The organism is Rothia similimucilaginosa, from assembly GCF_029850875.1.
GTDB lineage: Bacteria > Actinomycetota > Actinomycetes > Actinomycetales > Micrococcaceae > Rothia.
The window spans coordinates 14,410-36,527 of sequence record NZ_JAOVAM010000006.1 but is presented as its reverse complement, the minus strand read 5'-3'; the positions used below and the strand labels follow the sequence as shown (position 1 = coordinate 36,527).

The window sequence follows — 22,118 nt, the reverse complement described above, 5'->3', positions numbered from 1 at the left end:
TTACGCCGCTATTGTATCGACGGCAAGGAACAATATCGCCTATTTTGAGGATTTCCGCATCCACCTAATCTGCTGCGGATAGCAGAAGCACCGCCTGTGCATTTCATGCAGGCGAAGCCCCCGTTGGTGACCGGGCACGACTCGTGGCAAGCAGCTTTACCCTATGCTGGAAGGTGAACGTTCCTATCAGAGAGGACAGGAGAATCTCGTGCCCAGCAATAACACATCATCCATTCCAGAAAGCCAGGTAACCCAAAAAGCTCAAGAGACGCCTTGGTATATCCGGCACTTTATTAAGCTCCTCATTGGCTCCGGCCTGGGCGGTGGTGCAGCTGCGATTCTTCTGCCTTGGATGCTGTGGTTGCACTGCGGTATGAGCTCGGGCAGCTCAGATCAGCTGCGTCTGCATCTGTTGTACGTTACTGGCGGCATTATTGCGGTTCTGACTCTTCTGCAGACGAACTGGAAGAATCAGGGTGACCGCCTCAAAATTGATGCCGACATCAAGAAGAATGAGCAGGACGCGGAGAAGAACGAACGCGATCATGTCCGCCAGGTACACGCTGAACGCCGTAGTCGCTACACCAAGGCTGTAGAGCAGCTTGCCGATGAGAAAGCGACTGTCCGTCTGGGTGGAATCTACACTCTTGTTGGACTAGTTGATGAGTGGCTCGCCGATGACACTCTCGAAGCAGAAGAACAGCAAAAAGAAGGACAGGTTATTATCAATAACCTTTGCTCCTACATTCGTTCGCCCTTCCCTCTTGCAGAAAAAATTGAAGAGTACGAAGCCCGCAAAGCACTAGAAAATCTCCAGAAATTAGAATCCGAGAAGCTCGATGAAGAAGTGTCTTCACGGATCCAGATTCTACTTAAACGTTTCAAAGATTCTGATGAATACGAAAAGCCTGAAGATATCACCGCGGACTATGCAAAGTTCCACGAAGAACAGGACGTACGCCGCACTATCTTCGTTGAGATGAGCAAGCGCAGTAGTACCTTCACTAGGGATGGGATTGGCAAGGTAATCGATACTTTCCCAGGGATGTGGAGTGACTTTGAGTTTGATTTCAGTCGAGTCCCCATTTTCTACCCTCTCAACACCATCACAATTGAGAAAGGTAATTTTTCTTCTGCCAAGTTCTACAGTAACGCGGACTTCAGCGGGACGACCTTCACCCAAACTGCGGACTTCAGCTGGACGAAATTCACCCAAAAAGTAGACTTCAGCGGGGCAAAATTCAGCCAAAAAGCAGACTTCAGCTGGGCGACCTTCACCCAAACCGCGTACTTCGACAGGGCGAGGTTCTTCCAAACCGCTGACTTCAGCTGGGCGAATTTCTTCCAAACCGGAGACTTCAGGGGAGGAACCTTCATCCAAAACGCAAACTTCAGCAGTGCCACCTTTAAAAAACATTCACCACATTTTGTTGCTACTGCCCCCGGCAAGTCAGGTAAGGCATACAGAGCGCGTTTCGCTACTCTGTCCGAAAAACAACCAGCCCATAACTTCGCAGTACATGAAGATAGCCGCCCCATTCTTCTAGGTGAAACCGAGCTGGATAACATAAAATACAACCTCCCTACGGGCACAGTACTCTTCGACCCCGATTCCTGGGACAAAGAGAAGCAGGAATATACTCGCGTGAGTGAGCCTGCAAAACCTCTAGACGAATCTAACGGAGCAGAAGAAAACAAACCCGAATAGTACTCACCTCTATAAGGTCCCGCCGGCTCCCTCGTCAGCGGGGCCTTCACGTCTGTTCAAAAAATGACTCGCTACAGGTCACTGTGCACTATGCTGAATGGTGACTATTCCTCTCAGAGAAGACAGGAGAAACACCGTTGACGCCAGAACCTAGCTCATCTCCCACGCAGCAGCTCATTATTCCGAGCCCAGGACCTGCCACATGGGACGTTATCGCCCAGTGGGTAGCTATAGGATTACTTACAACAGGCACAATTACATTCATCGTCTTTGTCATCGAGAACATTTTTTCTGCGGATAAGAAACGAGAAATCAAGCCTTTTTATCTTTGGATTGCCGCCATCGCGTTCTTTGGTGGACTGTTAAGTTTCTTCCTGCCTATTGCTATCAACTCTGGTTTCAATAAAGATGATGATGGTTCACGGCTTCGCCAAGCACTCCTCTACACCACTGGCGGCCTTCTTGGTGTAATTACATTAGGTGAAACACATCGCAAAAATGACCAAGAAAAGGAAAAGAATGAACAGGAGAAAGAGAAAAATGATCAAGAACATACCCGTCAGGTACACGCTGAACGGCGTAGCCGCTATGCCAAAGCTATTGAACAGTTAGCTAACGATAAAGCAGCCATCCGATTAGGGGGAATTTACACACTTGTAGGTCTCGTAGACGAATGGCTTACTGATACAAAAACCCTTCCAGACAAGGAAAAGCGAAAAGAAGAGGGACAGGTGATTATAAACAATCTATGCGCGTATATTCGTTCACCTTTTTCTTTGGCCGAGGAACAAGAGTATTTCGACCAGGAGAATATTGAATATAATAATAGTTCCATATTCCGCGACCCACAGCTCCGAGAAGAGCAAGAAGTGAGACGAACTATCTTTACTGAAATGTCAAAACGCCTTAAAAAATCTGATAGTTCCAATAAATCCAAAAGCTCTAAGGAAGAATTTGAGCTTTGGAGCCAATTCAGCTTCGACTTCAACAAAGCACCAATTTTCTATCAGTTAAGTACCCTAGCGTATGAGACTCTCAGCTTTGAAGGTGCAATATTTTATATAACCCCAGAACTCCAAAGAACTCTTTTTAGAGCACCCGTAATTTTCCGTTCAGCCCACTTTGCAAGAGGCGCAGACTTCAGTGAGGCAACCTTTACTTACAATGCAGATTTCAGTGGTGCAACCTTTATGCAAGAAACAAAATTCGTTGAAGTGTCCTTCAAACAAGGAGCAAACTTTAGTAATACAACCTTCACTCAAGAAGCAAACTTTAGCTATACAGCCTTCACTGAAGAAACAAACTTCACCAACACACTCTTTACCCAAGATGCATATATCTTTTGGGCTAATTTTAGGGGCAAGGCAAACTTTAACAATGCACATTTCTTACAGATAGCTCACTTTGATAATAGTGATTTTAATGGAAATTCAACATTTATTGAAACACTCTTCTCGGGTAGTACTTCTTTCAATAAAACAACATTTTCGGGAGTTACAGAATTCCGTAAAACAGATTTCAGGAAAAATGTGAATTTCAGCAAGGCTAAATTTGAGGGAAAATCACGTTTCCCCCTAACTCAATTCCTAGGAAAATCAGACTTTAGTAATACATCTTTTACTCGAAGCGTGAATTTCCTCAAAGCAACCTTCGCAGGAGAAACAAAGTTCATAAATACACGCTTCACACAAAGCGCATACTTCCTTAAAGCAACCTTTACAGGAGGGGCAGACTTCAGCAGTGCATACTTCACACAAAGTGCCTACTTCCTCAAAGCAACTTTCATAGGAAATTCAGATTTACAACAGAAAATCTGCTTTATTAAGACTATTTTTAGAGGAAATGTCTACTTTAACAATGTAATCTTTGCCAAGAGTTCACCAATATTTATAAGCATCCAAGAAGATTCGGGTAAAATATGCGGCGCCCAGTTCGCAGCTATACCTAAAGGATTAAAAGCACATAATTTCGCAGTGCATGAAGATAGTCGACCCATTCTTCTGGGTGAAGCCGAGCTATATAACATAAAATACAAAATCCCTGTGGGAGCGGTACTTTTTGACCCAGATTCCTGGGACGAAGAAAAGAAGGAATATACTCGCATCAGTGAGCCTGCAAAGCCGCTAGATGAATCTAGTGACAGCGAAGAAGAAAAGCCCGCTGAATAAGGCTCATACTTTAGGCCCCGCCGGCTCCACGTCGGCGGGGGCTTTGCGCGCCCGGGCTTAGGCGCGCCAGCCCCGGCGGCGGCAGCCCACCGGCGAGCGCATCCACCCGTCACAGCGCCGCCTACAAAGCCGCCCCAATCACCCGCCGCGCTCAACCACCCGTCACCCCACCGATACACTAGAACCATGTACCGAATCATGACTGTCTGCACCGGCAACATCTGCCGCTCCCCCGTCGGCGAATACCTCATCCGCCAGCACGCCCAAGAAGCCGGCGTGCCCGTAACCGTCACCTCCAGCGGCATCAGCAACGAAGAAGAAGGCAACCGCATCGACCCGCGCGCCGCCGCGCAGCTCACCACCCGCGGTATCGACCCGTCCGCGCACCGCGCCAGCGTCTTCACCGTCGAGGACTTCGACCGCAACGACCTCATCCTCGCCATGGACGCACCCCACTACCTGCGCCTCAAAGCCCTCGCCCGCAACGAGGCCGACAAAGTCAAAATCCGTATGATGCGTAGCTTCGACCCGAAGGTCACCACCACCCACCTGGACCAGCTCGGCATCTACGACCCCTGGTACGGTAGCGAACGCGACTTCGTGTACACCACCGACCTCATTGACGCCGCCGCACGCGGCCTCATCAACCACCTCAAGCAGGAAGGCGACGCGCAGTGAGTCAGCGTATTCCCCTGAACCAGAACCGCCGCGTCACCGGCACCACCGAAATCCTGGAACTCTGCAAAGATATGCTGCGTCTGGAGCACGGCATCGGCAACGACTTCGACATGGACACCGCCGAATTCACCGAATTCCGTGCGCAGTTCCTCGCCGACTTCGCGCAGATCCCGCTGATCATCGGCGTTGACGGCCGCAGCGGCACCGGCAAAACCAGCCTCGCCGCGCAGCTTGAGCAGGAGCTCACCGCCGCCGGACACAGCGTGCACGTGCTGCACCTGGACGACTTCTACCCCGGCTGGGACGGCCTCTTCGACGGCGTGGAGGCGTGGGACGCACTGTCCGTGCAGCTGACCGAGGGTATTGCCGGAACCTACACCCCGTGGGATTGGGAGGCGGGCGCCCCCGGTGAGGTGCGCACCGTCGACCCGGCGGCTACGCAGGTCATCATCTGCGAGGGTGTCGGCGCGATTGCTGGCGCCTGCGAGGTGCGTATTCTCGCCACTGTCCCGGACGAGGTGCGTTACGAACGCGCCATGGCTCGTGATGGTGACGCGTTCCGCCCGCACTGGGAACGCTGGGCAGCGCAGGAGGAGGCGCTACTCGCCGAAATCCCGGAGGACTACGCGACCGTGGACTTCATCTACGACAGCGCGGCGCCGTAGCAGCCGCCTACAAGACAGTAGGGCCCAATGCTTCGTGTATCTCGAAGCATTGGGCCCTACGGCTATTCAGAGGCGGTTCTACTGAGGCGCTGTTTTATTGGGGTATGGAAGCCGGGCTAGCGGATTCCATGCGGTCTTTATCCCAGTAGGTTGAGGTATTGCTCGGCGCATGGGTGGAGGCTGTGCCGTCTTTTCCATGACCCGGGTTGTTATGGGAAAACACCGTAAGGGTTACGAGCAAGACGCAAGCTACGAGCAACAGGATGCATAGCAAATATTTGTAATAGTGATTGCGCATCTGAGATTGTCCCTCCGGTCGTACCGCGTGGTATGGTCAGCGTAAGTTATGCAGTTGTGCCTATCAATGCTTCTCAAGAATATTTCTCAAATATTTCTTCAGCGTTGGGGGGCGCTGAGCAGCAGACTAAAACCGCTCAAGGGGTGGTGTTATCCGTAAGCGACATCAGGGTGTCCGAAGCGAAGCGAGGACGGGTGCCCCTGTAGGAGCGTGGATAACACTGCCCCTTCTGCGTACCCGTCCCGCTCCCACATCGAAAAAATATCAAACATTTAACTTACGAAGCCACACCCAATTCTGCTACCGTGAACAAGTTGTGCTTCTAGCCTGCGCACGCTCATCCCCGGAGCGGTACCGCCGCATCCATGTCTTGTAGAGCCGCAGGCGCCGTTGCACGCGCATCACGTAGAAAGAAAAACTAAGGACTAATGTCTTCGAAGTCGACTAAGACCTCTTTCGGGCTATCACCCCTTTTCATTGTTGTTCTGGCGCTGTTGACCGCTATCGCGCCGCTCGCTACGGACATGTACCTGGCGGCGCTGCCTTCAGTCGCTGAGAATCTGAACACCACCAGCACGAATGCGTCCCTTACGTTGAGCGCGTTCATGGTGGGTATGGCGCTCGGCCAGCTGGTCGTGGGTCCGCTGTCGGATAAGACGGGCCGCCGCAAGCCGCTACTGATTGGTGCGGTCATCTGCTTTATTGCGACGGTGGCGTGTGGTTTCGCGCCGAATATTGAGCTGCTGATTTTTGCGCGTTTCATGATGGGCTTCACCGGTTCGATTGGTGCGGTGCTGGCGCGTTCTATCGTGGCTGATACGACTGAGGGTCTGGGGACGGCTAAGCTCATGGGCGTCATGATGATGATTAACGGCTTCGCGCCGGTGCTTGCCCCGCTGTTTGGTGGTTGGGTGCTGTCGTGGGGTAACTGGCGCGATATTTTCCATGTGCTGGGCGTGATTACCGCGCTCATGATGCTCGGCGTGATCTTCGTGATTAAGGAGACCCTGCCGGTGGAGGAACGCTACCAGGGCACCGCCCTGAGCGTGTACTCGGAGCTGCCGAAGGTGCTGAAGGTGCGCCGCTACATGGGTTTCATGCTGACGATGTGCTTCGCGTTTGGTGCGCTGTTCTCGTACATTTCCGGTTCGACGTTTGTGTTGCAGAAGATTCTGGGCTTGTCCGAGACTGAGTTCACGATCGTGTTCGGTGTGAACTCGATTGGCATTGTGCTGTTCAGTGCGATTGCGACGAAGCTGGTGGGTCGTGTGGCGCAGCGCCGCATTGTGAATGTTGGCGTGGTTAGCCTGCTGGTAGTGTCTTCGCTGCTGTTGGTCAGCTTCCTTGTCGGTATTTCGCTGGTGCCGACGCTGATTCTGTTGTTCCTGCTGACTAGCTCGTGCGGTCTGATTTTTGGTAATGCTTCGGCGTTGGCGTTGAACGAGGCGCGCCACATGGCGGGTAGTGCTTCGGCGGTGATGGGTACGGTTCAGGCGATGCTGGGTGCGGTGGCAGCACCGCTGGTGTCGATTGCCGGTGAGCATGAGTACCTGCCGATGGGCTTCTCAATTCTGGGTTTCGCGGTCCTGACGGCACTGGTGCTGTGGACTACGCCGCGTAAGGATTCGGACTACTCGGCGGACGGTCTGAGCCACGGCGCTAGTGAAGGTCACGGCGCTCCGGCGGGCCACTAACCTGTTGCTGATTTTTGTATAGCTAAAGCCCCGGCTGGGCGACCCGCTAAGGGTTGCGCATCCGGGGCTTTGCTGTGCCCGTGCATGGGCGCAGGGGCTGCCGCGTTTTCCGGAAGCACCCTCAGGGTGTCAGCCCGGGCGCTCTCCGCAGCGAACCAAGGAGGGGCGGAGCGTCCGGGTGACGGGTGCCCCTGCGTAGGCGCGGAGGAAATATGCGGCGTCCCTTTTCTGATGCGTTTAGCTCTGCTGCGCCAGGTAACTCAGTAGCGTAGCGGTCAGCTCCGGGTCATGCGCCAGCGCCGTACCGTTCAGATGAGTCACCGGCGCAATCAGACGCACCGACGACGCCAACCACACGCCGTCCGACTCAAACAAATCCTGCGGGTAGAGCGGACCGAAGCCCAGCTCCCAACCAGCCTGGCGTGCCGCCTCAAACACCGCGCCCTGCGTGGTGCCGGGGAGGATACCGTGGCTCGGCTCAGGCGTGTACAGCACCTTCTTGCCGTCCTCAATCTTCGCAACCAGCACTGAGGAGGTCGCGCCCTCCAGCACGCGACGCTCATCGGTGATGAAGATAGCGTCATCCGCACCGCGCTCCTGCACATACCGCAGGACCGCCATGTTCACCGCGTAGGAGAGGGTCTTCGCGCCACCCAGCAGCCACGGGTAGGCACTGTTATCCATCGGCTCGTGGCCGCGTGGCAGCAGCATCGCCTTCACACCCTCGGTGCGGCGCTTCACGATAGAGGCGGGCACCGGCGACGCCATAATCAGCGTGTACGGGCCCGGCTGCATGGAAGTCACCGCCTGGGTGGGGCCGCGCGAAATAATAATCTTCACGATGTGTTCTTCGCCCAGCGCAGTCTCGGCACCGGCAGTTGCCTCACGCATGAGGCGTTCTACCGCCGAACGCAGAATCTCAGGTTCCGGGTCAGGCAAATCCAGCATGCGCGCCGACGACTCGAGGCGGGACAGGTGCATGCCGAGCTTACGCACGCGGCGGTTGACGGACAGCATAGTCTCGAAGACGCCGTCGCCGCGGGTGAAGCCCTGATCATCAACGCTGATGAGGGGCACGGACGGGTCAACGAAGATGCCCTGAGGGTTCTGCTCGTTCAGAAGAATTACGGTACTAGACATAGTTTTATTGTACGTTTGCTACTGGTTCCTGAAATGGCTCGGAGGGTGCCGCGTTTTCCGGAGGTGTCTGTACCTTCCTGAAGCGACATCAGGGTGCCCGAAGCGAAGCGAGGGCGGGTCCCCTGTAGGAGCGAAGGAAGGGGGCAGGCGCTTCCTTATCTATGTCCCAGCGCGGGAGGACGGTATCGTCCGTAGTGACATCAGGGTGCCCGAAGCGAAGCGAGGGCGGGTCCCCTGTAGGAACGGGGACGAATACCGTCTCCCAAGCGGAACCAGAAACGGAACGAACTAGCCCCAGAGGAACTGGATCGTACCCGCCGCAATAGATGCACCGTACGCAACAGCGATAATGATGGCGGCTGCAATGCTCACGTGCACGTCACGCGGCGAATAGGAGGGTACGCGCGCCCAGGTGCGTTCGCCTGCGCCGAAGCCGCGCGCTTCCATGGTGATAGCCAGGCGGGAGCCTCGGCGGATGGCCTGCACGAGCAGGGCGAAGCTCTGCCCGCCGAAGGTTTGTGCACGTCCAATAAGGGACTGGCCTGCACCGAGTCCGCGGGCGCGTCGTGCCTGGCCGAGGGCGTTCCACTCAGCGAAGAGAATACCGACCAGGCGCAGGGCAGCGACGGTTGCGAGCACGAACCGGGAGGGCAGTTTGAAGGTTTGTGCGAGGGAGTCACCCAGGTCGGTCGGGTCGGTGGTGAGTACAAACGCGAGGGTGGGTAGGACCATGGCGAGGGAGCGGATCATCATGGCTGCACCGACGGCGGCGGAGTCGGTGGTGATGCTGTTGAAGCCGAGGTCGAGAATGGTGGTGCCGCTTTTGGCGCTGAGCATGGCGACGGACCAGCCGGTGGTGATGACGGCGATGAGGATGGGCCAGAAGCGGGCGAGAACGTTGACGGGGCGGAATCCGACGAGGATGAATCCGAGCAGTTCGAGGGCGAAGAGGATGCCGGAGGTGAGGGGGTCGCGCACGATAAGTGCGGCGATGATGAGGGTGAAGGAGACGATGAGTTTTACGCCGGCGTTGAGGTTGCTGAAGTAGCTGGTTCGGTCGATGGTGCCGAAGAAGTCGGTGTTCATGCGTTCTCCTTTCCGGGGGTGGTGAGGGCGGGTAGGGTGATGTGATTGCCGCCGAGTGCGGCGGTGTAGTCTTCGTCGTGGGTGATGGAGATGACGGCGGTGCCGTTGGTGAGTAGTTCGCGGATGAGGTCGACGAGTTCTGCCCAGGTTCGTGCGTCTTGGCCGAAGGTGGGTTCGTCGAGGATGAGGATTCGTGGTGCGGTGGCGAGTGCGGAGGCTACGGAGAGTCGTCGTTTTTCGCCGCCGGAGAGGGTGAAGGGGTTGGCGTCGAGTAGGTGGGTGAGGCGTAGGCGGGTTGCAAGCTCGTTGGTGCGGGCTGCGAGGTCGTCTTCGTTGAGGGGTTCGCGGGTGAGTGCGGCGAGTCGGCGGGGGCCGAGTTCGAGTTCTTCACGTACGGTTCCGCGGATGAATTGGTATTCGGGTTCTTGGAAGACGTAGCCGATGCGGCTGAGCATTTGGGCGGGGGTCCAGGTGGGGATGTCCCAGTGGGCACTGTTTTCTCGCTCGCCGTCACCGTCGTGGTTACATAGCGCATCGGTGGCGGTGAGGGTGCCGTCGGGTGCGGTGAGGAGCCCTGCAAGGGTGAGGGCTAGGGTTGATTTGCCGGCGCCGTTGGGTCCGAGCACGCTGAGGTGTTCGCCGGCGTGCAGGGTGAGGTTGATGCCGCTGCGGAGTACGGGCAGGTCGATGGGTGCGGGTGCGGGGGTGTCGCCGAGGTGTTTAATGGTGCGTCGGCGTGCGCGTCGTTGTTTGGGGGTGGGTTGTGCGCGGGTGATGCTGAGGTTTTCGGCGCGCAGTAGCGCCTCGCCGGTTACAGCCTCGCCGCTCTGGTTATCGCTGCCGGTCTGCGGTGCGCGCGGCACGTAGTTGGGTACCCATACGCCCGCGTCGATGAGGTCTTGACGTGCTTCGGTGAGCACGGTGTCGGGTGCGCCGTCGTGGGTGATGGTGCCGCCTGCGCCGAGCACGATAATGCGGTCCATGTGCGGTGCCCAGATGCTTACGCGGTGTTCTACGACGAGTAGGGTCGCGCCGGTCGCCTCCGCGGCAGAGAGGATGCTGTCGCGTACTTCCCGCACACCGGCGGGGTCGAGGTTGGCGGTGGGTTCGTCGAGGATCATGGCGCCGGGGTGCATCGAGAGGATGCCCGCCAGGCCGAGGCGCTGCTTCTGTCCGCCGGACAGTGCGCTACTGGGGTGGTCGAGGGGTAGGTTGTTGAGCCCTACGGCGGTGAGGGCTTCGGTGACGCGGCCCCAGATTTCTTCGCGGGGTACGCGCAGGTTCTCGGGGCCGAATGCGACGTCGTTGCCGACGGTTGCCATGACGATGGAGGATTCGGGGTCCTGCTGCATCATGCCCGCGGTGCCGCGTGCTTCACCGGGTTCTTTGCCGTTGATGGTGATGGTGCCGCCGGCGGATTCGCCGTCGTCATCGTGGAGCACACCGGCGATGGCGTGCAGGAGCGTCGATTTGCCGGCGCCGGAGGTTCCCAGTAGCAGTACTTTTTCACCGGGGTTGATGGTGAGGTTGAGTCCGCTGATGACGGGTTCTGGGCGTCCGGGGTGGTGCCAACTGAAGTTGTTGAGCTCGATGCGCGTCCCGCGCGGTGTTGCTTCCATGATGCTTCCTTAGCCTTTTGTGTGGCTGCTGTAGTGTGCCGAGTGGTGAGTGACTAGTTAGTGGCTAGTTGCTGGTGGTTAGCGGCTGGTCTTGCCGGATGCCAGCGAGGAGAGCACACCGGTCTTGGCGAGGTTCTGCACGAGAATCCACGCCAGGAAGCCTGCGATGACTGCACCGGAGATGACGGAGCATGCTACGTAGATGATTGCCTTGACCGGTTCCATGTCGGGGTAGTAGATGAAGATTTCGTTAACGCCCATGAACAGGCCGCTGAGCGCACCGGCGAAGAGGGCGACGGTTGCGTTCCAGCGGCGGTAGCGGAAGATTGCGAAGGCGATTTCAGCGCCGACGCCCTGGAAGAAGCCTGCGATCAGGATTTCGCCGCTCCAGGCGCCGCCGGTGAAGAGTACAGAGATGAATGCTGCGACGATTTCGCCGAAGAGTGCCGCACCGGGCTTGCGGATGAGCAGGCCGCCGAGGGTGCCGCCAAGCAGCCATGCGCCGGCGACGATGGGGCGGAATTCGGGTGCTGCTACGAGTGCAGTTTTGGCGGCGGGGCCGACTGCGATGTCCCAGATCCAGAAGATGACGGCGCAAGCTACAGCGATCACTGCGGCGATGACGATTTCGTTGACTCGCCAGCGCAGGTTCGGCTTCTTCGCTTCTGCTTGTGCAGGTGCCTGGGAGGTGGGGGTTACGTTCTGTGACATAGGTGGTCCTTCCGTCGTTGGAAGGGGAATGTCCTCGTCCTCTTAATGGACGAGGGCATTGAGAAGAAATTCGACTCCCTACGCCGGTACTAACCGGATCAGGTTCGAGGGTCTGCTTAGCACTCTCAGCGCCGTGGTGGCGCTCCCCTGTCGTGTGGGGTTCTTTGTCCGTACCGTTGTGGTGTGGGCGGGAACCCAGGTTTGATTGTAGGCGTGTCTGGCTGTTCATGCCAATTTGCCGCTTTTTGTTCCCTTCGTCTGCCCACATTACAGAATTGAACGGCATACAATTTTGGGATGGAGAGGCTCCCAGGCGGCACAAACGCCTTAAACCCTATACGCTAGGGAGTGGCGCTCTTTTCTCACCCAACCCCGAAGAGGTTCACGGGTAGGACGCCACATCGTATACAGCTAAGGAGATACACATGAACCCCGTCGCTAAGCTTGCTATTGCGGGTATCAACATGGGCGTAGCAGCCCTGATCGGCAAGGGCCTGAGCGCAGCCTGGACCAAGGCTACCGGCAACCAGCCTCCCGCCATTTCCCAGGAGTCTGAAGATACCCTGCGTCAGGTCATTCTCTGGACCGTTCTGACCTCCGTCGTAGGTGCTGTGGCGAGCTTCGGTATTGCTCGCCTGCAGCGTCGTTTCTTCTAATGAGATTTGTCGCCTTCCGCGCGATAGTTATGAGCTAGGCGGTACGTATCTTCACTCGGTACGTACCGCCTGGCGTTCCATTTTCAGCACGCCCGCTCTACTTCAGCCGGCTTCATGCCACCGGTACGCTGAAGCTTCGCCTCGGCATCTGAAAGCACAACTATGACTATTTCTTCTCCTCGCCCTAAGGCGAAGGCTCCGCGTAGGGTCATTGACCACGCACACAGCCGCCGCTCGGTCACCTCCTGGGTCATGTGGGATGTTGGTTCCTCGAGCTTCGACTCGATTATGACGACCTTCATCTTCACCGTGTACCTGACCAGTAGCTACTTCGGCACTCCCGAGGAGACCTCCTCGGCGCTGTCTTTGGGTCTGACTATCGCCGGTTTCCTTATTGCTATCCTGGCGCCGGTCACCGGTCAGCGTAACGACAAGTCTGGCCGCGGCATCTTCTGGCTCGGCGTGAACACCATGCTGCTGGTCAGTTCCATGGCGGCTTGCTTCTTCGTGGCCCCCACTCCACAGTACCTATGGTTGGGTGTCACCCTGATTTCTGCTGCGAGCGTATTCAGCGAGTTCGCCTACGTAAACTATAATGCCGTGCTGCCGCGTATCTCCCATCCGGAAAATATCGGCAAGATTTCGGGCGCCGGATGGGCGGCCGGCTACATTGGCGGCATCCTGGCACTGGCTGTGGTGCTGTGGGGGTTTGTGCTTACCCCTCAGGTACTCGGCCTAACCACCGATAATGCCCTGAATATCCGTGCGGTTGCGCTGTTCGCTGCCGCCTGGTGTTTGGTCTTCTGCCTGCCGCTGCTGGTGCGTATGCGCACCCGCAAGCGCTTCCTACCGGAGGTGCTGCCCACCCGCGAGCTGCGTTTCCTGGAGCTGGGTCTGGAGCATTTCTCCCCGGCTCGTCAAGGCGGCCTGCTCGCCTCATATAAGGCGCTGTGGCGCACGATTCGTCGCTTGAAGATGACGTCCCCGCAGACCCTGTGGTTCCTGGTGGCATCGGCAGTGTTCCGTGATGGCCTGTCCGGTATTTTTACGTTCGGCGGTATTCTCGCTGCGGGTACGTTCGGTTTCAGCACTTCCAATGTGATCCTGTTCGGTATTGCCGGTAGTGCTGTCGCCGCAGTTGGTGCTATTCTGGGCGGCTACCTGGATGACTACCTAGGCCCGAAGGCAATTATTGTTATCTCACTGGTCGGAATTATCTTGGCGGCTACCCCGCTGATGTTCTTCCCTCAGCCTGGCGTGTTCTGGGTATGCGCCCTGTTGCTGTGCCTGTTCGTGGGCCCGGCACAGTCGGCCTCCCGCACCTTCCTGGCTCGCCTTGCCGAGCCTGGCACTGAGGGTGAGCTGTTCGGCCTGTACTCGACCACCGGTCGCGCCACCAGCTTCCTGGCACCGATGCTGTTCGGTTTGTGCGTGAGCATCATGGGAGCACAGATTTGGGGTGTGCTCGGTATTCTGATTGTTGTGGTGGCGGGTTTGCTCCTGTTGCTGCCGGTGAAGGCGCCGGGCGCATTGCGTGTGCGTGCTGCTCGCCGTGAGCAGAAGCGCCGCGACAAGGCTACCCAATAAGGCCACCCGGTAAGGTTGCTCGGGTAGGTGCCGCGGGTCTAAGCGTCCTGCAGACCCCACAAACGCAACCTTGCAAACGCAATTCCGCGAACACAAAGGGAGGGGCGGGTAGAAGAATTATCTTCTACCCGCCCCTCCCCTGTGCTTAAGCAATGCTTATCAAGCGGAGCTCAGAGAGCTATGCCAGAGAGCCGCAGTGGCTAGTTCTCCACCACGTCCTCCTCCTCGTCCAGAACCTCATCGCTACTCAGCTGAACCCAGGTTGCGTCATCAATCAGCGGATCATCAATCGCACGGACCCACAACATCAAACCAGCCGCCAGGGCTCTCAAGTTCTCGTCATACGCCTCAGCAGGCAGGCCCTCAAAAATCTCAGCCAGACGGGCAAACAGGTCATCGTACGAAATGTCGCCCTCAGCCTGCAGCCAGCACTCAGCCGCAAAACCAGACAGCTCATTCAGCTCAGTATCACGCAGCAGCAAGAACGGGCCGTCCTCCCCCACACGCACACCCGAAGTACCCGGCATACGAGACACCGCAATCGTACCGTTCAAGAACACACCCGGCAGGTAATCCTCAACCGTGTACTTCTCCAGCTTCTCAACCTCATCAGCATTTGGCAGCTCACCACCATTCAGCAGATCCTGAACCAGCGGCAGAGTATCCTCAACCTCCGAGTACACCAGACGCCACACGCCACCGCAACGCTCCACCAGCTTAGCCAACGACACAACACCCTCAGGGTGACGCGCCAGACCCGAGCTCTGCTCACTCAAGAACACCAGAGCCTCATGCAGCGGAACACGCTCAAAATACGGCTCAGAAGCCGACTCATTACGAGAAATGAACACAATACGCGACAGCTCATAGCTGAGGTCATCACTATCAACCACGTTCAGACCCAAATCCACCGGGTTCTGCTGATCCTTCGGCGCATTCGGGTCAACAATCACAGACAGCGGCTTCGGATACGGCGACACAACACCCTCATCTGAAATAATCGCCGTCTCATCAGTCAGGTACGCAAACTTCGAACCCAAGAAACGCGATGCAGTCGTCTTACCGCTACCAGAAACACCCACCAGCGCCACAGCGCGCTTCGACTCAGGGTCACCAATAACAGCCGCATGCAGCATCACACCGCGACCAACCAGCTGCTCAATCATCGCCAACGTAATACGGCTCGTCAATTCCTGCATACCCGCGTCATCATTATCAACACGCAGTGTCGACACCTTATCAAACGAACCCATCAACGGATTCGCCAAATCCATCACCGACTCATCAGTCGGTGCATGAACCAGCATCACCTGATCAAAACGAGACAACGAAGCATACGCCTCATCAGGAGTATCAAAAAACTCCGGGGTAAGAGGCTCCCACGCCTTCTTAAAACGCTCCACAAAAGAGTCCGACATATCGATCAGACACAAAGGAACTTCCGCGCCAGCAACACGCAAAACAGCAGGCTTCAGATTCATCAAAAATCCTTAGAGAGTGAGAGATAAAAACCCGCACGCGAGTGAACGCGCGAGCACACAGGTAAAAAACCGCCCAACGCAGGCGCACAAACACACAGCCTGTACACCCGCACCCCTAAGCGGGAAAGACTAAGACTCCACAGAACCGTCCGTAGGAATCATCGTCTGATGAAAATTCAAATAACTACGCGAAGCAGTCGGGCCACGCTGACCCTGGTAACGGTTACCATACGCACCAGAACCATACGGATGCTCAGTCGGGCTACTCAAACGGAAGAAACACAACTGACCAACCTTAGAACCCGGCCACAACATAATCGGCAAAGTCGCCATATTCGACAACTCAAGCGTCACATGCCCAGAAAAACCAGGATCAATAAAACCAGCCGTAGAGTGAGTCAGAAGACCTAAACGACCCAAGGACGACTTACCCTCCAAACGGGCAGCCACATCATCAGGCAGGGTCACCTTCTCATACGTAGAACCCAATACAAACTCACCCGGATGCAAAATAAACGGCTCATCAGGAGCCACCTCCACCAGGCGCGTCAAATCCTCCTGCGGCTGAGCAGGATCAATATGCGGGTACTTGTGGTTGTCGAACAGACGGAAGAAACGATCAATCCTCACGTCCACACTTGCAGGCTGAATCATCGACTCATCGAACGGTTCAAGAACGATGCGCCCATCAGCAATCTCTTGACGAATATCGCGATCTGAAATAAGCACGCTTAAAGGATACCTGGCAAACACCACCCACGTGCAGGCATCCACCAGCCCCAGTACACAGTCCTACATCACATTCCAACCCCGGCCGCACCGCCAACAAGCATCGCAATATATTTCACTCCCGACAAGCAGGCGCGATACACTGAAAAAGATGCGGCTGTAGCTCAATGGTAGAGCGCACGCTTCCCAAGCCTGATACGCGGGTTCGATTCCCGTCAGCCGCTCTCCTCAAGCCTTCTACCCCACGGTAAGAAGCTTTTTGCGGCTGAGGCGGGAATCGCTTCCAGGTGGAAATACATTCCCTCGCACGCTCGGGATTTCCGCCCTCCAGCCCGTCAGCCGCTCTCCTCAAGCCTCTTACTTCATGGTAAGAGGCTTTTCTCATAGCCTCGACGGGTTGAGGCGGTATGTTCCTAGCTCCTGCAGGAGCGAAAGAAGTGTATAGCGCGCCAAGCACACGCACCTCAAAAAGCTTGAAAATTGTTCAATTCAGCACACAGCTGTGCTACTCTGGCCACAGAAATTCAATGAGAGATTTTCTCAAAAACATCTACTTGACGACGAATCGTAGACCCGCATGAACCGCGAAACGCACCCCTACACCACCCCCTCAAGGCCCCTCGATCTGAGCCTTTACCTTGTCACCGGAGACAACCCCCTCGAAACCGTGAAGCAGGCACAACATGCCACCTGTATTCAGGTTCGCTCCAAACCCATCAGTGCGCGCGAGCTCTACCAGCTCACCGAAGCTATCGCCGGCATCATCCAACCCCACCAGACCCTGCTCATCGATGACCGTGTTGATGTCGCCCTCGCGTTGCGTGCCCGCGGCGTGCGCGTTGACGGCGTGCACATCGGTCAAGACGACCTGCCCGTAGCCGACGCCCGCGCCCTCCTCGGTACCGACGCAATCATCGGTCTGACCACCGGCACCCGGCAGCTCGTCGAAGAATCGAACAAGATCGCGCACCTGATCGACTACATTGGCACCGGGCCATTCCGCCCCAGCCCCACCAAGCAGTCCAACCGCCCACCCCTCGGCATTGATGGGCTCCGCGAACTTGCCGAACTGTCCGCCGTACCCACCGTAGCTATCGGCGACATCACCCCCGAAGACTGCCCTGCCATCCGCACCACCGGAGTCGCCGGAATCGCCATGGTCCGCGCCTTCGTCGACAACCCCGCACTGCAGGCATAGCCATGACCATCACCATCATTGGCGGCGGAATCATTGGCCTCACCACCGCGTTTGAGCTCACTGAACGTGGCGAAAGCGTACACCTCATCGACGCCGAAACCAGCGACTACGGCACCGCCGCCGACGGCACGCCCCTCTACCCCGCCGCCAGCCACTACGCCGGCGGTATGCTCGCACCCATCGCAGAAGTACAATTCCAGCAGGATGCGCTCTTCCCGCTCATGACCGCTAGCGCTGATGCCTACCCCTCCCTTATGGAGCGGCTTAGTCGCGCAACCGATCTACCCACCGGCTACGATACTACCGGCACGCTCATCGTCGCAGCCGACCGCGCCGACGCCGAGCACCTGCAACGCACCCGCGCCTACTACCGGGACATGAACCGCCCCGCAGACGCAGTCACCCCCACGCAGGCGCGCGCCCTCGAACCGCTCCTGGCGCCGCGTATTGCTGGTGCCGTGAGCATCCCCAGCGACCATCAGCTGCACCCGCGACTCATGGTCCGTGCTCTAAAAGATGCCTTGGTGCATCGCGGTGTCACCTTCAGCGCCGAACAGGTCACCGACCCGGACGCAGGCGACATTATCTGCACCGGACTAGGGGCAACACTACACGGGGACTACCCGCTACGCCCCGTCTACGGGGACATTCTGCGTCTGCGCGTCCCGCGGCCCATCCTCAAGCACGTGGTGCGCGGCTACGTGAATTCCCGTCCGGTCTACCTCATCCCCCGCCCTGACGGGGAGCTGTGCATCGGCGCGACCAGCCGCGAAGACCACCGCACGCTGCCCGCCATTGACGGTGTATACCAGCTACTGCGTGACGCGATTCGCCTCGTCCCAGCTATTGAAGAATGCGAACTATTGGAGGCGAACGTCGGCGCCCGTCCCGGCACCCCGGACGACCTGCCTATCTTCGGGTACCGCACACGCGCTGATGGCACCCGCCAACTCGTGTCCACGGGCTATTTCCGCCACGGTATTCTGCTCGCTGCGCTCGCCGGCAAGATTGGTGCTGAGGTTGCCTGCGGGGCAGATATTCCGCCCATCATGCAGGCGTGCGACCCGGCACGATTCACCCACTAAACACATTCCCCGCCGGGTGCACCCGGCGCCCTCACGAAAGGATTTCGCATGACCATCACATATAACGGTGAGCTGCTCACCACCAACACTACAACAGTATTTGACCTTGTCATGGAGCAGTTTGGCACCGATGCTGGTGTGGCTGTCGCGCTCAACCGCAGCATCTTGCCTCGTTCCGTTTGGAAGAATTCAGTGCTGAACGATGGCGACCGGGTAGATGCTCTCACCGCCGTCCAGGGCGGCTAATACCTCCCTCAGAAAAAGAATATACGTTCTACATATTGGGTGGGTGTGTACGCCATACACACCCACTGCACCGTTCCCATAGAGGAGAACTCATGAGCCTTACACCGCTCACCATTGGCGACCGTACTTTCAGCTCCCGCCTCATCATGGGCTCCGGAGGCGCCACCAGCATGGACCTGCTCGAGCAGGCGCTTATCGCCTCCGGCACTGAGATGACGACCGTTGCCATGCGCCGTCACGCGGCAGGAACCCCCATTTTTCCGCTTCTGCAGAAGCTCAATATTGCACCGCTACCCAATACCGCAGGGTGCCGCACCGCAGCTGATGCCGTGATGACTGCGATGCTCGCCCGCGAGGCGCTGGGCACCTCCTGGGTGAAGGTCGAGATCATCCACGACGAAGACACCCTACTGCCGGACACCGTGGAGCTGTTGAACGCTTGCGAACAGCTCGTCGCCGAGGATTTCACAGTGCTCGCGTACACCTCTGACGACCCGGTGGCTGCCGCTCGCCTGGAGGATGCGGGCATTGCCGCGGTTATGCCGTTGGGCGCACCGATTGGTACCGGTCTGGGCATTTTGAACCCGCACAATATTGAGCTGATTGCTTCTCGCGCACAGGTTCCGGTGGTTCTAGATGCTGGCGTGGGTACCGCCTCCGACGCGGCACTGGCAATGGAGCTGGGTTGTGATGCGGTGTTGTTGGCATCGGCGGTGAATCGTGCTGAGGATCCGGTGGCGATGGCTCACGCGATGAAGTTTGCGGTGCAGGCGGGCGCGTTGGCGCGTGAGGCTGGCCGTATTCCGGTGCGTGAGCACGCGAAGGCGTCGTCACCGTCGGAGGGTTTTGTCTCGTGGATGTAAATCTTTCCCCTACCCCGGTGAATCCGGAGCATGCGCGTCTGGATCGCGAGCGCACGGATCGTCAGCGTCGCCTGCCGGGCTTTAATCAGGATGCGGTGGCGGGTGCCCGCGTGTTGGTCATTGGTGCTGGTGGTTTGGGTTGTCCGGTGGTGCAGGCGTTGGCGGCGGCTGGTGTGGGGTATCTGCATATTGTGGATTCTGATTTGGTGGAGCTGTCGAATATTCAGCGTCAGCCGCTTTTTGGTGTGCCTGATGTGGGTGAGCCGAAGGCGGAGGTTGCAGCGCGCCGCGCCTTGGATTTGTGCCCGTCGTTGACGGTTGAGACAACGATTCGGCATGTGGATGCGTCCTGTATTTTGGATCTTTTCGCCGCGTCGGCACCGGATTGTGTGGTGGATTGTACGGATACATTTGCGTCAAAGTATCTGATTGCGGATGCTGCACAGGTTGCGGGGTTGCCGCTGGTGTGGGGCACGGTTCTGCGTTTTGGCGGGTCGGTGAGTCTTTTTGAGGCGGATGGCGCGCATTTGCGTGATATTTTTCCGACGACTCCGCAGACGGTGGAGTCGTGTGCGCTTGCCGGGGTGTTGGGCGCGACGACGGCTGTGGTTGGTTCGCTGATGGCGACGGAGGTGCTCAAGTATGTGAGTGGTTTGCCGACGGCGGCGGGCACTCTGCTGACGTATGATGCCTTGTCGGGTACGTGTACGTCGTTTGGAGCGGTGCCGGATCCGGCACGTGTGGTTCCGGTGGATTTGTCGGCGCATGAGGTCCCGCAGGTTCTGCTGGATGTGCGTGAGGCGCCCGAGCGTGAGGAGTCGGTGAAGTATGAGGGTTCGTTGCATGTACCGCTGTCGCAGCTGAGCGACACGGCGGGTTCCCTACTGCCGGCAACCGACGTGCCCGCAGAGTTGCTGAGCCTGTTTGAGTCGGTGCGTGATCAGCACGTGGGCGTTTTCTGCGCCTCGGGTGCGCGAGCTCAACGCTTTGTGCAAGCGTACACCGAGCTGGCGGGCGAGTACGGGGTGCTTCTGACGGCTATCTAAGCGCGTACAAGGCGTAGCTATCCCTTCTGGAAGCGACATCAGGGTGCCCGAAGCGAAGCGAGGGCGGGTCCCCTGCAGGAATGAAAGCGCATACCGCTTTCCGCATAACTCATAGAGCTTAACTTGTGGAGCCATTTTCCCCCTGTACAGCGCGTAAAATCGTGTATATCACAGCGGCACGTCACGCGGTTTGTACCACTCAAAACTGCCCAAAGCCGCCTCCTGATTTTGCACGCTCACTCTAGGAGTTTCATGTTGGTCGTCCCGACTGTGCCGTTTGTTTTGTGTACGGCACTTATTGTGTTGACTTTGTTGATTAGCGGTATTGCCAAGGCTAAGGACCCGCAGAGTACTGTGACTGGTATCCAGAATCTTGGGTTGGAGAAGATTGCGCCAGCCCGTACGGTGTCGCTGATTCTGCCGTGGTTCGAGATTGTTTTGGCTTCGGTGCTATTGCTGTCACCGGTGCGTCTACCTGCAGTGATTGCGTCGGGTTTGGCGCTGGTTCTGATGCTGTTTTACACGGTGGTGATTGCTCGTGCTTTGGTGACGGGTCGTACCGGAAGTTGTAATTGTTTCGGTTCCGAGTCAACTGCACCGGTGAGCCGTTACACGCTGATCCGCAATATTGCGCTGCTGTTAGCTTCTCTTGGCGCTCATATGAGCGCGTTGAAGGGCGGCGTGGGTATTATTCCGACTCTCTTGAGCTTGGATGCTAACGGCTGGACCTGGATTATTGGCACGGTGCTGATTGCTGTGACGATGGAGGCTGTCCGCCGCGGTGACGTCTTGGGCGCGGAGGATGAGCGTCCGCAGGTTATTCTGCCTGAGCCAGTGTATGACGAGAACGGCGAGGAACAGTATGTTCGCGTGCCGATTCCGCATGCGGCGCTGTACCTGGAGAATGGTCGCCACACGAATATGCGTGCGTTGGCTAAGAATCAGGCGCGTGTGCTGGTGTTTGTGTCGGCGACCTGCGCTGGTTGTGTGAAGTTTTTGAAGACGATGTCTTCGTGGCAGGAGCGTCTGCCGCTGGTGGCGTTGCATCCGGTGTATTCGAGTCTGGATTCGTTGCAGACCTCGCGTAATGCGGGTACGTTACCGGAGGGTTTGACTCCGTTGATTGACCGTGAGGCTGGTGCGCACGCGAATTTCGGTAATGGTGTGCCGTTGGCTGTGGTTTTGGGGGCTGATGGTCTGATTGCTGGCGGCCCGGTGGCTGGTAAGGAGCAGGTTGAGGAGCTGCTTGCCGATATTGAGTCGCAGTTCGCTGAGGTTGCTCGTCTGGCTGAGGAGGAGCGTCAAGAGCAGATGCGTAAGGCGCTTGCTGAGGATACATCGAGTACTGCTGGCGATCACCTCTAACCGTTCCTCTGTAGTTTCTCTGCTTTTTGTGCGGCCTCGATAGCCCCGTCCGGCTCTTACTGCCCTTACTGGCAGGTGCCGGGTGGGGCTATGCT

Annotated in this window: 19 protein-coding genes, 1 tRNA gene and 1 riboswitch; of the genes, 14 read left to right on the top strand and 6 right to left on the bottom strand. The window is 57.4% G+C overall.

Annotated features, from left to right (window positions below):
• The first annotated feature begins 208 nt into the window (after positions 1–208).
• The 5 genes from QFX05_RS05710 (at position 209) to QFX05_RS05690 (ending at position 7,211) form a co-directional block, all read left to right on the top strand.
• Positions 209–1,708: a pentapeptide repeat-containing protein gene (locus QFX05_RS05710; protein WP_279741687.1), complete on the top strand. Its 1,500-nt coding sequence runs from the start codon at positions 209–211 to the stop codon at positions 1,706–1,708.
• Positions 1,709–1,845: 137 nt separating this feature from the next.
• The gene (locus QFX05_RS05705) at positions 1,846–3,876 is read left to right on the top strand and encodes a pentapeptide repeat-containing protein (protein WP_279741685.1); all 2,031 of its coding nucleotides are present in this window, start codon (positions 1,846–1,848) and stop codon (positions 3,874–3,876) included.
• Between the two features lie 198 nt (positions 3,877–4,074).
• Positions 4,075–4,554: a low molecular weight protein-tyrosine-phosphatase gene (locus QFX05_RS05700; RefSeq protein ID WP_279741683.1), complete on the top strand. Its 480-nt coding sequence runs from the start codon at positions 4,075–4,077 to the stop codon at positions 4,552–4,554.
• A complete protein-coding gene (locus QFX05_RS05695; protein WP_279741682.1) occupies positions 4,551–5,219 on the top strand; it encodes a nucleoside/nucleotide kinase family protein in 669 nt (222 codons plus the stop codon). The genes QFX05_RS05700 and QFX05_RS05695 overlap by 4 nt, the downstream gene beginning before the upstream one ends.
• Before the next feature lie 726 nt (positions 5,220–5,945).
• The gene (locus QFX05_RS05690; protein WP_279741681.1) at positions 5,946–7,211 is read left to right on the top strand and encodes a multidrug effflux MFS transporter; all 1,266 of its coding nucleotides are present in this window, start codon (positions 5,946–5,948) and stop codon (positions 7,209–7,211) included.
• A gap of 237 nt (positions 7,212–7,448) precedes the next feature.
• On the opposite strand, the gene QFX05_RS05685 is transcribed toward QFX05_RS05690, so the two are convergent.
• The 4 genes from QFX05_RS05685 to QFX05_RS05670 all read right to left on the bottom strand — a co-directional run bounded on the left by QFX05_RS05685 (position 7,449) and on the right by QFX05_RS05670 (position 11,767).
• Positions 7,449–8,351 (bottom strand): aminotransferase class IV, encoded by a 903-nt coding sequence (locus QFX05_RS05685; protein ID WP_279741679.1) that lies wholly within the window; start codon positions 8,349–8,351, stop codon positions 7,449–7,451.
• A gap of 288 nt (positions 8,352–8,639) precedes the next feature.
• Positions 8,640–9,437, bottom strand: a complete 798-nt coding sequence (locus tag QFX05_RS05680) for an energy-coupling factor transporter transmembrane component T family protein (RefSeq protein ID WP_279741677.1) — start codon at positions 9,435–9,437, stop codon at positions 8,640–8,642.
• Positions 9,434–11,056: an ABC transporter ATP-binding protein gene (locus QFX05_RS05675; RefSeq protein WP_279741676.1), complete on the bottom strand. Its 1,623-nt coding sequence runs from the start codon at positions 11,054–11,056 to the stop codon at positions 9,434–9,436. The genes QFX05_RS05680 and QFX05_RS05675 overlap by 4 nt, the downstream gene beginning before the upstream one ends.
• 78 nt (positions 11,057–11,134) lie before the next feature.
• Positions 11,135–11,767, bottom strand: a complete 633-nt coding sequence (locus QFX05_RS05670) for an ECF transporter S component (RefSeq protein WP_279741674.1) — start codon at positions 11,765–11,767, stop codon at positions 11,135–11,137.
• A gap of 58 nt (positions 11,768–11,825) precedes the next feature.
• Positions 11,826–11,926, bottom strand: a riboswitch (TPP riboswitch).
• A gap of 266 nt (positions 11,927–12,192) precedes the next feature.
• On the opposite strand from QFX05_RS05670, the gene QFX05_RS05665 reads away from it, so the two are divergent.
• Positions 12,193–12,423 (top strand): DUF4235 domain-containing protein, encoded by a 231-nt coding sequence (locus tag QFX05_RS05665; protein WP_279741673.1) that lies wholly within the window; start codon positions 12,193–12,195, stop codon positions 12,421–12,423.
• A 162-nt stretch (positions 12,424–12,585) separates the two neighbouring features.
• Positions 12,586–14,010, top strand: coding sequence for an MFS transporter (locus tag QFX05_RS05660; RefSeq protein ID WP_279741672.1), 1,425 nt, complete (start codon positions 12,586–12,588; stop codon positions 14,008–14,010).
• Positions 14,011–14,210: 200 nt separating this feature from the next.
• Here the strand turns inward: QFX05_RS05660 and QFX05_RS05655 are convergent, their stop codons facing one another.
• Together QFX05_RS05655 and dcd are read right to left on the bottom strand one after the other, a co-directional pair.
• On the bottom strand, positions 14,211–15,491 hold the full coding sequence (locus tag QFX05_RS05655; protein ID WP_279741671.1) for an adenylate kinase family protein: 1,281 nt from the start codon (positions 15,489–15,491) through the stop codon (positions 14,211–14,213).
• A 129-nt stretch (positions 15,492–15,620) separates the two neighbouring features.
• Positions 15,621–16,220, bottom strand: a complete 600-nt coding sequence (gene dcd, locus QFX05_RS05650; RefSeq protein ID WP_279741670.1) for a dCTP deaminase — start codon at positions 16,218–16,220, stop codon at positions 15,621–15,623.
• A 153-nt stretch (positions 16,221–16,373) separates the two neighbouring features.
• Here dcd and QFX05_RS05645 point away from each other — a divergent pair.
• The 7 genes from QFX05_RS05645 to QFX05_RS05615 all read left to right on the top strand — a co-directional run bounded on the left by QFX05_RS05645 (position 16,374) and on the right by QFX05_RS05615 (position 22,023).
• Positions 16,374–16,444: transfer RNA gene (locus QFX05_RS05645), tRNA-Gly, on the top strand.
• A 353-nt stretch (positions 16,445–16,797) separates the two neighbouring features.
• Positions 16,798–17,418 carry a thiamine phosphate synthase gene (locus QFX05_RS05640; RefSeq protein ID WP_279741669.1) on the top strand — a complete coding sequence of 207 codons (621 nt, stop codon included), beginning with the start codon at positions 16,798–16,800 and terminating at the stop codon, positions 17,416–17,418.
• A 2-nt stretch (positions 17,419–17,420) separates the two neighbouring features.
• Positions 17,421–18,503 (top strand): glycine oxidase ThiO, encoded by a 1,083-nt coding sequence (thiO, locus tag QFX05_RS05635; RefSeq protein ID WP_279741668.1) that lies wholly within the window; start codon positions 17,421–17,423, stop codon positions 18,501–18,503.
• Between the two features lie 48 nt (positions 18,504–18,551).
• Complete coding sequence (gene thiS / locus QFX05_RS05630) at positions 18,552–18,749, top strand: sulfur carrier protein ThiS (RefSeq protein WP_279741666.1); 198 nt, start codon at positions 18,552–18,554, stop codon at positions 18,747–18,749.
• A gap of 92 nt (positions 18,750–18,841) precedes the next feature.
• Complete coding sequence (locus QFX05_RS05625; protein WP_279741665.1) at positions 18,842–19,612, top strand: thiazole synthase; 771 nt, start codon at positions 18,842–18,844, stop codon at positions 19,610–19,612.
• Complete coding sequence (locus QFX05_RS05620) at positions 19,603–20,658, top strand: ThiF family adenylyltransferase (RefSeq protein WP_279741664.1); 1,056 nt, start codon at positions 19,603–19,605, stop codon at positions 20,656–20,658. Before QFX05_RS05625 ends, QFX05_RS05620 begins: the two co-directional genes overlap by 10 nt.
• A gap of 252 nt (positions 20,659–20,910) precedes the next feature.
• Positions 20,911–22,023 carry a MauE/DoxX family redox-associated membrane protein gene (locus tag QFX05_RS05615; protein WP_279741662.1) on the top strand — a complete coding sequence of 371 codons (1,113 nt, stop codon included), beginning with the start codon at positions 20,911–20,913 and terminating at the stop codon, positions 22,021–22,023.
• Positions 22,024–22,118 lie beyond the last annotated feature (95 nt).

Coding starts and splice junctions, on each gene's coding strand:
- QFX05_RS05700 (WP_279741683.1), top strand. CDS start 4,075: ATGACTGTCTGCACCGGCAACATCTGCCGCTCCCCCGTCGGCGAATAC.
- QFX05_RS05690 (WP_279741681.1), top strand. CDS start 5,946: ATGTCTTCGAAGTCGACTAAGACCTCTTTCGGGCTATCACCCCTTTTC.
- QFX05_RS05685 (WP_279741679.1), bottom strand. CDS start 8,351: ATGTCTAGTACCGTAATTCTTCTGAACGAGCAGAACCCTCAGGGCATC.
- QFX05_RS05680 (WP_279741677.1), bottom strand. CDS start 9,437: ATGAACACCGACTTCTTCGGCACCATCGACCGAACCAGCTACTTCAGC.
- QFX05_RS05675 (WP_279741676.1), bottom strand. CDS start 11,056: ATGGAAGCAACACCGCGCGGGACGCGCATCGAGCTCAACAACTTCAGT.
- QFX05_RS05670 (WP_279741674.1), bottom strand. CDS start 11,767: ATGTCACAGAACGTAACCCCCACCTCCCAGGCACCTGCACAAGCAGAA.
- QFX05_RS05665 (WP_279741673.1), top strand. CDS start 12,193: ATGAACCCCGTCGCTAAGCTTGCTATTGCGGGTATCAACATGGGCGTA.
- QFX05_RS05660 (WP_279741672.1), top strand. CDS start 12,586: ATGACTATTTCTTCTCCTCGCCCTAAGGCGAAGGCTCCGCGTAGGGTC.
- QFX05_RS05655 (WP_279741671.1), bottom strand. CDS start 15,491: ATGAATCTGAAGCCTGCTGTTTTGCGTGTTGCTGGCGCGGAAGTTCCT.
- QFX05_RS05640 (WP_279741669.1), top strand. CDS start 16,798: ATGAACCGCGAAACGCACCCCTACACCACCCCCTCAAGGCCCCTCGAT.
- thiO (WP_279741668.1), top strand. CDS start 17,421: ATGACCATCACCATCATTGGCGGCGGAATCATTGGCCTCACCACCGCG.
- thiS (WP_279741666.1), top strand. CDS start 18,552: ATGACCATCACATATAACGGTGAGCTGCTCACCACCAACACTACAACA.
- QFX05_RS05625 (WP_279741665.1), top strand. CDS start 18,842: ATGAGCCTTACACCGCTCACCATTGGCGACCGTACTTTCAGCTCCCGC.
- QFX05_RS05615 (WP_279741662.1), top strand. CDS start 20,911: ATGTTGGTCGTCCCGACTGTGCCGTTTGTTTTGTGTACGGCACTTATT.